This window comes from Parafilimonas sp., from assembly GCF_047606085.1.
Taxonomy (GTDB): Bacteria; Bacteroidota; Bacteroidia; order Chitinophagales; family Chitinophagaceae; genus Parafilimonas.
Genome location: NZ_JASGEX010000171.1, coordinates 1 through 14285, shown reverse-complemented (window position 1 = coordinate 14285; position 14285 = coordinate 1). Strand labels below are relative to the sequence as shown.

The window sequence follows — 14285 nt, the reverse complement described above, 5'->3', positions numbered from 1 at the left end:
ATAACCATCACATTTTGTGCTTCAGCCTGCCAACTCCACCTGCTTTTGGTATCTTTGAAACCAGTTTAAATTTTCTGCATGGGAAAGCCCCGCTTCTTTTACTCGTACAGGCATGCAGGCATAACCCTGTTCTTTATATTTTTTATAGAACAGGCATCAGGCCAGTTTATTTCAGGGTTAAATAAGGATAGCCTGAAACGCAGGATCGCGGCAGCGCCTGCAGATACCAATAAGGTAAAAGCATTGCTTAGGCTGGGAGAAGATTATACCCTTAATTCGCCCGATTCAGCCTTTCATTATTTGAACATGGCTGGCACGCTCAGCCATCAGCTCAATTACCCGGCAGGAATGATCCGATACAGGTTTTTATACAGCGGGTTATTAGAGGCACAGGGAAAGTTTGAAAAAGCGCTGAAGCTAAGCCTTGAAGCCGTTGATATCGCCCAAAAAAATAACTTACAACATTTTTATGCAGTAGCCCTTAGCAACGTTGCCACAGACTATCAATATAATGACCAATATGCAATGGCTGCAGATTACTATCTTAAAGCACTGCCATTGATGGAAAATGAGCACAGCCCTGATTTAGATATAATATACGGCAATCTTTCCGGCGTATATAACCTGCTCAGGCAGCCCGGTAAAGCGCTTGTTTATGCACGTAAAAGCGTAACCGCAGCAGAGCAAAAAAACAATGCCAGCGCCAAAGGCGCGGCTTACGGCAACCTTGGTAATATACTGTATTCTCTGAATGAATTGAATGAAGCCATTAAATACAGCAGCATGGCTTACCAGGCCGCCCTGGAAGTAAACGATAAATATTTAGCAGCCATTTCCCTGTCGAATATCGGAGAAGCTTATACCGGAAAAAAAGCATTTGACAGTGCCGATGCGGTTAATAAGAAAGCGTTGCGGTTAGCTGAAGCGTTGAATGACCCGTTTATTAAGTCCGGCTTGCTGTATTCCATCGCTAAAAATTCATTCCGGCAAAAAAAGATGCAGCCGGCTAAGGATTGCCTTGATTCTGCCATTCTCTATGCGCAAAAACACGATCAAAAAAATAATTTAGCCAAAATGCTGTCTCTAATGTCAGACATACAAATAGCCACAGGTAATATAGACGGCTATTTACGGTATCGCAACCAATACGATTCACTGCATCTTGCGCTGCTGAACGAGCCTTTACTGAAAAACATTCAGGAACTGGAGACCAAATATAATGTTGCAAAAAACCAATCAGCGCTATTAAACCAGAAATTGATATTGGAACAAAAGAACAGGGAAACGGCAAAACAGCGCACATTACTTTGGATTTCTGTAGCAGGCTTGCTCATAATGGCTTTTCTTTTTTTCTGGGGATACCGGTATTACCGCCAGCGCCAGCAGCTAAACAAAAAAGAAATGGAAGCCATACAGGCAGAACAGGAAAACATTCGTTTGAAATCTGTGCTGGAAGGGCAATTGCACGAACGCCGGCGCATAAGCCAGGAAATACATGATGATATAAGTTCCGGCTTAACGTCCATCCTGTTTTTAAGCCATGCGGTGCAGGGCGAAAACACAGCAGGAGCAAAACTGAAAAACCTATCGCAGGAATTGGTTCAAAAAATGAATGAAATTATCTGGACGATGAACGATGAGGCAGACACGCTTGAAAACCTCGTGGCTTATACCCGCAAGCAGGTTGCAGAAATGCTTGATAACGCCGGCATTGAATATACTTTTCGTGTACCTGACACCTTGCCTTGCCTTACCATCAGCCAGGCTTTCCGGCGCAATATTTACCTCGTATGCAAAGAAGCCGCCCACAACATTATTAAACATGCCGGGGCAGACAATGCGGTTATAGCTATTAAAACAGATACGTTCTTACGCATTTCAATACAAGACAACGGGAAAGGTCTTCAAAATAATAATGCCTTTGGGAACGGCATTAAAAACATGCAATACCGGATGCAGCAGTTAAACGGAAGTATTGAAATAAACGCTGGAAATGGAACAACCGTAACCATAGCCGCGCCGTTGCCAATATAACCAAAGTTATATTATTGCTGTGCCATTGGATAAGAACTTTACAAAATGGACCTGATTACAATAAGCATTGTGGAAGACATAGCAGAGATACGTGAAGGCATGCGGTTCCTGGTAAACCAAACACCGGGTTTTGCCTGCATTTCTGTTTATGCAAATGCTGAAGATGCATACACCGGTTTGCCGGACGATGCCCCGGATATTGTTATCATGGACATTGCCCTGCCACAGGGAACCGGCATTGATTGCATAAAAAAATTAAAGGCCAAAGGTGTTACTATACAGTTTGTTGTTTTTACCGTGTTTGAAGACAGTGAACAGGTTTTTGATGCTTTAGCGGCTGGCGCCAACGGTTATTTACTTAAAAACACAGCGCCCGATAAAATAATTGCCGCCTTAAGGGACCTGCATGAGGGCGGTTCGCCCATGACCCTTTCCATTGCCCGCAAAGTGGTGGCTTCTTTTCATAAACCGGCGGAAAAAAATGAATTATCACAGAGGGAAATGGATGTATTAACCTTATTATCCAAAGGTTTTTTATACAAGGAAATTGCCGGAAAACTTTTTATAAGCACGGGCACGGTGAAACAGCATATTCACAATATTTACGAAAAGTTGCATGTGCAGAACCGTACGGAAGCCATCAATAAAATTTTTAACCGTAAGCCCTAACACTATCATCCCCCCGTTTTTAAAGAATGTAACCTTTGTTCTATTGTACGGTCTTTCCCGCCTGAATAGTTTTGAGGCATTCAAAAAATAAGCAAATGAAACCGAGCATGATAATTTTTTCTCACACAACCTGTCCCGAACCAGCTTCGGGAGGGGAATGCCTGCCTGCCGGCGAGGCAGGTGCATCGCGAGGTTCCATGAGACAACTGAAAAACAAATATGCACGAATGAAAACGCTATTCTTCTTTTTGCAGTTTACGCTTTTCTCTTTTCTGTCGCAGGCGCAATTAAATACCAAACTTATTGCATCCAGGTACGGCAGCAGTATTGTAAAAATAATATGTTCAGACACTTCGCAATCCAACGGCGAAAATAAAATGGGGCAATTTTTATTAAGAGGTTCCGGCTTCTTCGTAAGCAGCGATGGTTATATCTTCACAAACAGGCATGTAATTGAAACCTGCGTTTGGGGATATATTGACTATGATTATCTTGATGATTACGGGAAAGTACAACGCAATATCAAAACCTATTCTGAAGCTGCTGTTTATGACAAATCTTTCGTAAAAGCCGAAAGAACCGGATATACGATTCCTATTGTGCAGGTATTTTATGGAACCGGCGAAGACGATTATAAACTTTATATAGCAGAAGTTGTGGCTGTTGGAACGGGCGCTTTTGACGGCGCCATACTGAAAGTTGTAAGCGACATAGACGGACATAAAATAACCCTCAACAATTTTAGCGCAGTTCCTTTAGGCAATTCAGACAGCGTTCAACAGGGGGAACGGTTTTGCGTTGCCGGCTATCCTGCACAAACTATCTATGACGAAACCACATTGCTGCACGATATGAGCACGCTGAGCACAGGCATTATGAGCGGCTACGAATTTAATATGAACAAAGATTACGGATACATTAAAACAGATGCCGCAATACATGGCGGAAACAGCGGCGGGCCTGTATTTGATGAAAATAATAAGGTTATCGGTATTGCCACGGCTTCAGGAATTGCAACAGGAATAGGCCTTGTGGGCGGAATAAACGGTATGTATTATGTATCGGCAAGCAATGCCATAATCCACAGCCAGTTAATCGCTAAAGGGTTAAAGGCGCCAATCAGAGCAATGTCTATAAACACAGCCCTTGGCGAGAGACAGCCTATAAGGACGGCAAATGAAATTAATGGCATTCAATCATCAGCCACATCTCAGAATTTCGCAAACGCAAGTGTATATTTTTCCAATGTTCCTCCGGATAATTCCGGTGCGCCGCCGGGCCAGTCACAGCAATATTCAAGTTTTTCCCTCGATAGTAAAAAAGGCGGAACTGTTTATGTATATATTGATAATTATCCTGCGCTTCTTAATACTGACGCAATAGTTGTGCTTATAGACAAGCTTAACAAGTCAGGGCAATATGAAAAATTTCAGGATAAGAAGTTTGAAATTAACGGCGCTCTTGATTTTACTTATTTTCAATTTACCCTTAAGGAAAGGGGAACTTTCCGGTTTACGGTTTATTCAAAAGATATAGCTTATATAAGTTCCGGAACGGTTGAGTTTGTAAAAAAATAATTGCACCCTTTCCGTTGCCAAAAAATCTTCTGCAGGGTTGTTTATCTGCCTGAGATATTGCAGGTTGCTGAACTGCCCGCTTTTAAAGAATGTAACTTTTGTTCTATTGCTTACGGCTTATGATAAAAATAGTTTTGGAACATTAATTCATCTTAAAATTATTTTTTATGAAACACAAATCTTTAATGCTCGCTATCCTGCTTGCCCCGGTAATTATGTTTGCGCAAAGCGAAAGAAAAGGCTGGTATTTAACTCCGGAATAGGCTATGGCTCATACGAACTTGATATTAAAGCATACGCCGGTAACTACGCCGACCAAAAATTTACGCAACCCGTTATCTGGCTGGGCGCAGAAAAAAAATCCATATTAAATAAAAACGGTTTTGTGCTGGATGCCGGCGGCGGGCTTGCAGGAAGTTTTAAACTAAAAACCAAAAGCACTTTAAGCGGCCCGGAAAATGTTGAAAACAATAAAGGCTGGTCGCTTGGCATTCACGGCCTGGCAAAAGCAGGCTATGAACTAGGCGGAAAGAACAGTTCAATTGTTCCGCTTATCGGGCTTGGCCCTTATTTTATTGACTTGTACAACGGCGCAGCAAATGACGAAGATGCATTCGGCAACTGGATTTACGGTTTACAGGGTTATGCGGGCGTTGAATTTAGCCTGAATACAATAGCCGTGATTCCACACATCAATTTCGGTATTGCAGACTGGGGAAATTCCGGCAGAGAGCTGCATGGAGAGGGAGACAATTATCAAAACGGCCAGCCTTCTATGTTTGAGGCAGGCATAAGTGTTGCATTGCGTTTATAGCTTTTGTTTTATTGACCCGCTTTACAACGGTATCTGTTTTCAACACAATTTTTCTTTCACCTTAAAATTATTGGTTATGAAAAACTATTTCATGGCAATTGCCACTGCATTGTTTCTTTTATTATTAACCGGATGCAATAAAGATGGTGGCAGTTCAGGTGACGGCAGCGCCATTGAAACCCTTGCCGACGCAATGGCTGCTTACAGCAAAATCACAGATATATGGAACGATGAGCTGCGTCCGCAATTAGCTACAGATGATCAAACTTTTACAAATTTTGTTATTAACGGCGAAAGCGGAACGGCTATAGTCAACGGCAAATATTCAGAAATAAACCAAAGTTCTTCCAATACAAGCTACAATGAGTTTAATATGAGCGTAACCGTTGATTTTAAAGATTATACAGGTAAAAACGGGGCTAAGCTAAGCGGCGGGCTTCATTTTTATGAGCTATCCGACACAAGGTGCACCAATTTCACCTGCGCCACACATTCCAGTTATCAGTATTATTCGCTTACACAGGACAACACGGTTTTGCCTGTAGCAATCAGTTTCCTGGAGAACGGTAAAAAATATAGCGATAAGGTTTATATAGATGCAGATAAGGCATCCGGCAGGTTGTCGTGGGACATTTCGCTGCTCAACGGAAAACAAGAAAAGTTTTCATGGTAATATTCATACAGCCAAATATTATTTTACTCAAAAAAATATAACAAAGAACGGCAGCCGTTTAATTTTCCGCCATCTTTTACCCGGAAATAATGCACACTTACGAGCAAAATCTCTTCGGTTACTAATTGAAATTTCCCCAAAAGTTAGCAAATACATAACTTGACCCTCTATTTAATCCGTCAAATGAAAAAATTTTACTTTTTATTAGCATTCTGCTGTGTGACGCTTGTCTTTAACAGCAAATCTTTCGCACAATCAGTTTTAACGCCTTCTGATTCCATAGTAGAATATGACTCAGAAAACCCGCCAACAGAGCCTGATTTCGGCGAAATTGGCAAATGGGTAAGAACCAAGAGCCTTTCCTGGAATACGGATTCTTATAAAGCGTACATTTATAAGGGCTGTGCTTTTCGCCTTAAATTTCCAAAGACGTATGATTCTGCAGCTAACGATGGCAAAAAATACCCCATGATGGTGTTTTTTCATGGTTTGGGTGAAAAAGGAAGCATTTATGATAATGAGCTTCAGCTATATCACTGCAATGAAGCCTTTGCCAATGCGGTGGACAGCGGTACGTTTGACGGATATATTCTCTGTATGCAAAGCCAGGGATACTGGGGCACCGGCCAGTATCAATATATCACAGAAATTATTGATTATATGGTAGCCAATAATAAATTGGACCCTTTTCATATTACCGATATCGGCTTATCTGCCGGCGGGCAGGGAGCCTGGGAGATGATGCTTAATCACCCTGATTATATTTCTGCCATAGCCCCAATGTCAAGTGTTTCTATTGGATATGAAGCAGACAGCATTATAAATAAAGCCAAATTCACGCCGATATGGTTGTTTCAGGGGGGGCTGGATGGCGCTCCGGCGCCTTCAACGGCACAGGCCGTAAGAGATGCTTTTCTTGATTCCGGCGCCGATTTTACCTATACAGAATACTCCAATCTTGGCCATGGTATTTGGGACAGCGTTTGTAAAGAAACAAACCTTTTCCCTTTCATGCTAAACGCTTACAGCTCAAACCCCTGGCCGTTGACGGGCCAAACTGGTTTTTGCGATGAAGACAGCGTTGATGTAACCATGGGCGTAGCGCCCGGCTTTGATGGTTACCAATGGAGGAAAAATGATACCGTTATTTCCGGCGCAACAAGCAATACCATTACAGCAACCAGTTTGGGAACATATCAAGCAAGGGTTTTAAGAGGCACAACCTGGTCAGACTGGTCGCCTACGCCCGTGGTGCTGCAAATAACACCGCCAACAGTAACGGGGCCGATAAGCGTTGACGGCCTGATGAGCAACGTAATTACATCCGGTGATGGCAAGAACTACGTAAATCTGCAAATACCGGACAGTGGTTACACAAGCTATACCTGGGAAAAAGTGGGAAGCGACAGCATTCTTGGCGACGAAAGAATTTATACGGCTACTGAGCCGGGACAATATATTGTTGCTGCTACTGAAGAATATGGATGCTCCAGTGTATTCTCTTCTGCGTTTTCTGTAATTGATGCAGATGGAAAATATCCGCCGGATGCTGCTACAGGCCTTGCTGCGGAAGCTGTTTCCAGTACAACAGTATCGCTAAACTGGGACAACAATCCCAGCGCATTATACAATGAAACTTATTTTGAAATATACAGAAGCACACAGCAAACCAGCGGGTACAGCTTTATTGGCAAGGTGGGCACAGATACCTTAAGCTATACAGATAAAACAACCTCTCCGGGCATTACTTATTTTTATAAAGTAAGAGCAGTAAACGACAGTGGCGCCGCTGCCTTGTCCAATATAGCGAACGTTACCACATTAGCTGATACGACAGCCCCTTCTGCGCCGGCTAACCTTACAATTGTATATGCAACCAATTCATCCATAAATATCCAGTGGGATTCAGCAACCGACAACGTAGGCGTAAAAAACTACCAGATATATATAAACGGCGTAAAAACTTATACCACAACAAGCACCAGTTTTACGGTAAATGCCCTCGACAGCGGCAAGCGCTACGTGTTTTATGTTAAGGCTGCTGATTCAAGTGGCAATACCTCTGTTCAAAGCAATATCGCCAGTTCGGCAGCAGTATTAAGCGGGTTGGTATATAAATATTACCAAGGATACTGGACATCAATGCCTGATTTTAATACACTTACGCCTTTAGCTACAGGCGTGTCATCTAATGTTGATATCAGCGTTCGCCAAAGAAACAGCCAGTTTGCATTTTTGTGGCAGGGGTATATTAATATTCCTGTGGCAGGCACCTACAAATTTCAGCTTATTTCCGATGACGGCAGCAAGCTATGGCTCAACACTTACGATCCTGACGCTACCCCTTTAATTAATAATGATCATACAAGCAGCAGTAAAACAAAATATAAGTCTGTATCCCTGAAAAAGGGCGTTTATCCCATTTCTATAGGCTATTTTCAAATTAACAGCAGCTACACAATCAAATTGTACTGGTCAAGCACTCAGCTTTTCGGAGATACGGTGACACGTAAAATTGAAAGCACATATTTTACCGGTGGTTATACGGCGGCAGATTCAGCGCCCGCAAAGCCCGGCACCGTTTCCCTTTCGGCCCAATCCTATAACAAAATAAAAGTTTCGTGGGTAGATAACAGCAGTAACGAAACCGCATTTCAGATTTACAGGTCTTTAACTGCAGATGGCACATATAGTATAATCCATACTACAGATTCTAATACTACAGAATACGTAGATTCAGGGCTTGCTGCTTCTACAAAATATTATTACAGGATTAATGCGGTAAATAACTATGGCGTTTCTGGCTGGTCAATCCACCCGGGGGCAACAACCCGCGCATTGCCGTCACCTCCGGCGACAGCAACAAATGTTAAGGCTGTAGCAAAATCATCTTCCGTAATTGCACTTACCTGGACAGATAATGCCACGGACGAAACAAAGTATAAAATATACAGGTCGTTCAGCGATTCCTTGCATTATAGATTTCGCGCAGAACTGCCTGCGAATACGGTTAGCTACACCGACTCTTCCTTATACGCAAACAGGACCTATTTTTATAAAGTTTATGCTATAGGCATTAATGATACGGCATCCGTATCATCTTTTGCCCGCACCAAAACAACAAATGATGCCCCTGTAATAACCGCTATGGAAAGCAGAAGTGTGCGTTACGGCATCACCACCACATTACCGGTAACAGCAACAGATGTAAATAATAATACCCTATATTATTCAATACATAATAAACCGGCTTTTGCAACACTCGTAAAAAATGCAGATCAGACCGGAAGCCTGATTTTAAGCCCTACCGCTGCACAGCAAGGAACCTATACGGGTGTAACCATTCTTGCATCAGACGGCAATGGAGGAAAAGATTCCACCGTATTTAATTTAACTGTATCCGCAAACTATGATCCAACCCTTGATTCAATTGCAGATTACACCATTTCTGAAAATGACAGCCTGACCATTAATCTCAACGGAAGTGACCAGAATACAGGCGATTCTTTGTTATGGACAGTAACCAACGCTCCTAATAACTTTAGTTTGGCGGTAGCTGACAGCAAAACCGCAAAACTGACATTACATCCAACATACAGCGCGGCCGGCACGTACGCCGTAACTGTAAAGGTGAGTGATGGCAACGGCGGCTTTACATCAAGAACGTTTAATCTTACAGTTGAAGATAAAGATCCCAATAAAACAATTTATATACGGTTTAAAAATGTGACTGATGCAAGTGCGCCGTGGAATAATATAACCGCGGTAGATACAGACAGCCTGGAAGACGCGAACAGCAATGCCACATCTGTTGGCCTCCACCTGCAAACCAGCTGGTTTGCCACCAGCAACGGCGGCCCAACAACCGGTGACAATTCCGGGGTATATTCTGATACTGTTCTGCAAGAGTATTATTATTTCGGCATATACGGCGGCCCGGACAGTGTAAATGTAAACGTTACCGGACTTGATACAGCTTTAACCTATAAGTTTACCATATTGGCAGCCAGTTCATGGCCCGGCGCATCAGATAACGGTACAACTATCTTTACAACAGGAGATACCTCTGTTTCCCAATATGTTCAGGGCAATACGCAAAATACGGTAGCCTTCACCGGTTTAAAAGCAGATGCCAACGGTACCATAACATTCAAAATGTCAAAGGCAACAGGCACACCGGTTGGTTATATAAATGCACTTGTAATAACTTCCACACTGGATGATGGCAGTGCGCCTTTGACACCGGCATCCCTTACGGCAACAAGCACAGGAAGCGGCGTACAGCTTTCCTGGCAGGATGTTTCCTATAATGAGGAGGCGTTTAATATTTACCGTTCATTAACGGAAACAAGCGGGTATGCCTTGATAGGTTCCACATCGGTTAATACAACAAGCTATTTTGATTCATCTTCCAATGGCGCCACCCAATATTATTATAAAATGCAGGCAGTTAATGAGTATGGCAACTCTGATTATTCCAATATAGCCGGCATTTTAACTTCAGATAAAATACCAGCGCTTACCGCTATCAGCGATGTAGTCGTTAAGGGGGGCAACCAGCTAACTATACCGGTTACGGCCAGTGATGATTCTGCAGACCAGGTAACGCTTACAGAATCCGGCAACCTGCCATCATTTGTAACCTTTACAGACAACGGCGACGGCACAGGTTCATTCCTCATAAATCCGCCATCAGGCACATCAGGATATTATCCCGGAATAACAATAACCGCAAAAGATAACAGTGACTCCACAAGCACAGTTAGCTTTAATATTACTGTTGCAGACAGCCTTTCTCTGGTTTACCTGAATTTTTCAGACGGAAGTGTTTCTGCAGGCAGGCCATGGAATAACCTGAGCAGCTGGCCGTATGCAGGCACAGTATTTAGTGACATAACAGATGTGGACAGCAATGCAACCAGTATTACAGTGACATTGGTAGATAGCTTTGAAGGCGTTGTGGCTTCCGGCATGCAGACCGGCAACAATGGGAATATTTACCCGGATGCTGTAATCCGCACCGGGGAATATGAAGGATCAACCAGTGCGAGGAGAATAACCATATCCGGGCTGTCATCAGCCAAAAAATACAATTTTGTATTTTTCAACAGCCATGACGATGGTTTGGACGGAACAACAAACTTTACAATAGGCAGCCAGACCGTTACACTGAATGCAACCTATAACATCAATAAAACAGTTCAGATAAATGGCATTACACCCGATGCGAATGGAGAGGTAACTATATCCGTTGCCAAAGCCTCCGGGGCAAGCTATGCGTTCTTAAGCAGCCTTGTTATTCAAAGTTATGACAGCGCCCAAACGCTGCTGGCGCCGGAAGACCTGCGGGTTATTCATTTAACCCGGCAATCGGTAAGCCTGCAATGGGCAGACAGGAGCTCAGATGAAACCGGGTTTAAAATATGGAGAACCCTTGACAGCACGGGCAATTATTCTCTGCTGGCCACGGTTGATTCAAATGTTACAACGTATGTTGATTCAAATCTAACTTCCGGTACAACATACTATTATATTGTTCAGGCAGTGAATGCCAGCGCCGGCTCTAATTTCAGCAATGCAGTGTCAGCCACCACTTATTCCCAGGCTGTGTATGTCAATTTCACGTATGCTAATAGCGCCAGTACCCCATGGAACAATACATTAGCGCTCCCGGCGGCTGGTAATACATGGGATAATTTATTTGACGATACGGGCATTCCGTCAAGTATAAGTATGGAAGAGGTGGATGATTTTGCAGGTATATACGATGCGGGAATGAATACGGGCAGCGATTCCGGCATCTTTCCGGATAAAGTTTTAATTGATAATTACGGGCTTTATGCCGGTGGAGAGGCCACCCTTAAAATAACCGGCCTGAATTTAAACAAAAAATACGATTTCACTTTTTTTGCAAGTTCACAGGCTTACGGAGATGTAAATACAGCCTATACGGTAAATGGCAAAAGCACGGTACTGAACGCATCGCTAAACATAAATGGCACAGCCACTATTTATGGAATAACGCCTGATGAAAACGGCGATGCCATTATTACAATAGCGCCTAACAGCACTGCATCACAGTATGGATTAATTGGCGCGCTGATTATCCAGGAATATAATGCCGCAGGCAGCGCTCCGGATTCCGGGGTGGTTAATAGTTCCACCAGTTCTTCCAGTACCAGTAACAATCTTGCCAGTAAAACAATCACAACAGAAAAAACGGTAGCCAAAGCAGTGTTGGCATACCCCAGTCCTTTCAGTTCTGATTTTACACTTTCCCTGCAGTTAGACCAGGAAGATAATATTGAAGCGATGCTATACGATATAAGCGGTAAGCTCGTTTACAGCAAGAAGTTTGAAAACCTTCAGCAGGGGGCGCAGAGTGTAAAAATCACTCCCGGGCAAAATTTATCTTCAGGAATGTATTTATTAAGGATCCTTTATCTAAACAAGAAAACCAGTGATTATATTAAAATCCAAAAGCAATAATGTTTAATTCCCTTTTGCAATAATTTGCACCATCCGGGCGGAAACTCTGCAAGAAATTACATTTTCAAACAGTTTTTCCGCCCTTCTGGTTTAAGCCGGCATGGGGGAAACGCCCATCCTGTTTTTGAAGGAAAAACAACCGGGCTATTCGGCAAATTAAATTTTGGGCAAACCGTCCTGTTATTTCAAAAAATAGGGAACCGTGCCGGTAGAATCCAGATCAGGATAATGAAAACGGCTTACATATACCGGCCCGGGCAAAAATTCATCTTTCGTTTGCTTAAGCTCCTTATTGAGCAATGTATCGAAATGTGCCTGCAAAGATGCATAAAGCGGGTTGCCAATTAAATTATTCAACTGGTAAGGATCATTTTTGTTATCAAACAACAGCCATGGGCCTTTTAAATCCCTTGCGTATGTATAGTTGGGCGTGCATACGCCCCTGTATTCTTTTCCACCGTTGCCTCTTGCCCATTCGCCAAAAGGCTGCACGCAGGTAATGAGCGCAACCGTATCTTTTGGCTGGTCAAAGCGGCCCTGCATATATCCGCTGAAGCTTGTTCCCTCAACAGAAGAAGGGATTTTTATGCCCGCAACTCCCAGAAGGGTAGGCATAATATCTTCTGTATTAAACATAGAGGCATACCTCCCCGATATAATACTATCTGTACCGTGATAATAAAAAAGCATAGGCACTTTTATTGATTCATTATACGGCTGCTGTTTCCTGAAATATCCGTGAGAGCCCAAAAGGTCTCCGTGATCAGACGTAAAAAGTATGATTGTATTATCCAGGATATTGCTTTGCTTTAATTCAGCCAGCAATTCGCCCACCATTTCATCTATTGCAGAAATATGTGCGTAATAACCTGCAAGCGCACTGCCTGCTTTTAGGCGCATGTTGTCCGGAACATTAGGCAATAATACCAGTTTGGATGAATCATACATTCGCCTGTATTTTTCAGGCGCCGTATTATATGGGTTGTGGGGAGCGCCTAATGAAAGCATCAGAAAAAAAGGCTTTTGCCCATTGGCATGTTCGTGTATATATTTTTTGGCATCCTGCGTTTCAGCGATTACATCATAGCCCTGCCAGTAGTGCCTCGATGTATCATTGTTGTCGTAATACAGGGAATGATTATAATCATGATCGCAGTTCACGGCCTTCCAGTATTGAAAACCCTGTCTTCTGTTTCCCGGAGGCGTATAGGAAAGCCGGTATTGGCCATCAAGATGCCATTTGCCAATGAAGGCGGTTTGGTAATTGTTTTTAGCCAGCACTTTGGCAAGCGTTACAGCATTTGTATCCAATAATACATCATTCATAAAAACCCCGTTGGTAAGCGGGCGTTGCCCCGTAAGCAAAGAAGCCTTATTTGGGGTGCATACCGGCAGGCCGGATACCGCGTTTTTAAAGTTGGCGCTTCCGGCAGCCAATTGATCGAGGTGTGGCGTTCTAACATTCGGATCTCCGGCATAACCGGCTGCCTGGTATCGCCATTGGTCGGTTAATATTATCAGAATGTTTGGAACATCCTTTCGCGAACGGCAGCCTTGTTCAAATGCCAGGATAAAAAGAATAAATATTAATGAAAAAAGAAACCTGTATTGCATATAAAATGATTTTAAAGAGCGTAAATTAATATCCCTCATTCTGTACTAAACCAAGGGTTTTGTTTAATTCGTCTCCGGGGATAGGAAATAAAACCAAAGATAGCGCAGGTATGCAGGGCGAGCTTTGCGTATGGTACTTGTGCGGGTTTGCTTTATTTTATGTTGCAAGGCACAAGTACGCTGCGCGGCAAAAGCTAAGCGGCATACTTGCGCCAGATAGGGGGTACTAAAAAAAAACAAAAAGAATACTTAACGGAAGAACTTATGATGACATGCCTGTTAGGTAATAGCTATTCTATTTTAAAGAGAGTATAAAATAGATTGTGTAAACGGATTTAAGTAACTGCATTTAAAGCCGGCATCTGTTTTCAAAGATAGTTAAGAATTGATGGAGAATGAACCCCCAATTTTGGAT

Annotated in this window: 7 protein-coding genes; 6 read left to right on the top strand and 1 reads right to left on the bottom strand. The window is 42.9% G+C overall.

Features of this window, described 5'->3' with window-relative positions; translation table 11 throughout:
• Positions 1-78 precede the first annotated feature (78 nt).
• The 6 genes from QM629_RS14795 to QM629_RS14770 all read left to right on the top strand — a co-directional run bounded on the left by QM629_RS14795 (position 79) and on the right by QM629_RS14770 (position 12256).
• Complete coding sequence (locus QM629_RS14795) at positions 79-2034, top strand: tetratricopeptide repeat protein (protein WP_415160661.1); 1956 nt, start codon at positions 79-81, stop codon at positions 2032-2034.
• 45 nt (positions 2035-2079) lie between these two features.
• Positions 2080-2703 (top strand): response regulator, encoded by a 624-nt coding sequence (locus QM629_RS14790; protein WP_415160660.1) that lies wholly within the window; start codon positions 2080-2082, stop codon positions 2701-2703.
• Between the two features lie 227 nt (positions 2704-2930).
• Positions 2931-4280 carry a S1C family serine protease gene (locus QM629_RS14785; protein ID WP_415160659.1) on the top strand — a complete coding sequence of 450 codons (1350 nt, stop codon included), beginning with the start codon at positions 2931-2933 and terminating at the stop codon, positions 4278-4280.
• A gap of 106 nt (positions 4281-4386) precedes the next feature.
• A complete protein-coding gene (locus QM629_RS14780; protein WP_415160658.1) occupies positions 4387-5094 on the top strand; it encodes a hypothetical protein in 708 nt (235 codons plus the stop codon).
• Between the two features lie 76 nt (positions 5095-5170).
• Positions 5171-5767, top strand: coding sequence for a hypothetical protein (locus QM629_RS14775; protein ID WP_415160657.1), 597 nt, complete (start codon positions 5171-5173; stop codon positions 5765-5767).
• A 219-nt stretch (positions 5768-5986) separates the two neighbouring features.
• Entirely contained in the window at positions 5987-12256 is a 6270-nt protein-coding gene (locus tag QM629_RS14770) for a fibronectin type III domain-containing protein (protein ID WP_415160656.1), read from the top strand.
• A gap of 180 nt (positions 12257-12436) precedes the next feature.
• Here the strand turns inward: QM629_RS14770 and QM629_RS14765 are convergent, their stop codons facing one another.
• Positions 12437-13870 carry a sulfatase gene (locus QM629_RS14765; protein WP_415160655.1) on the bottom strand — a complete coding sequence of 478 codons (1434 nt, stop codon included), beginning with the start codon at positions 13868-13870 and terminating at the stop codon, positions 12437-12439.
• Positions 13871-14285: the final 415 nt, after the last annotated feature.

Bases quoted from the DNA above. Each gene is read 5' to 3' on its own strand.
- QM629_RS14790 (WP_415160660.1), top strand. From the start codon at position 2,080: ATGGACCTGATTACAATAAGCATTGTGGAAGACATAGCAGAGATACGT.
- QM629_RS14765 (WP_415160655.1), bottom strand. From the start codon at position 13,870: ATGCAATACAGGTTTCTTTTTTCATTAATATTTATTCTTTTTATCCTG.
- QM629_RS14785 (WP_415160659.1), top strand. From the start codon at position 2,931: ATGAAAACGCTATTCTTCTTTTTGCAGTTTACGCTTTTCTCTTTTCTG.
- QM629_RS14775 (WP_415160657.1), top strand. From the start codon at position 5,171: ATGAAAAACTATTTCATGGCAATTGCCACTGCATTGTTTCTTTTATTA.
- QM629_RS14795 (WP_415160661.1), top strand. From the start codon at position 79: ATGGGAAAGCCCCGCTTCTTTTACTCGTACAGGCATGCAGGCATAACC.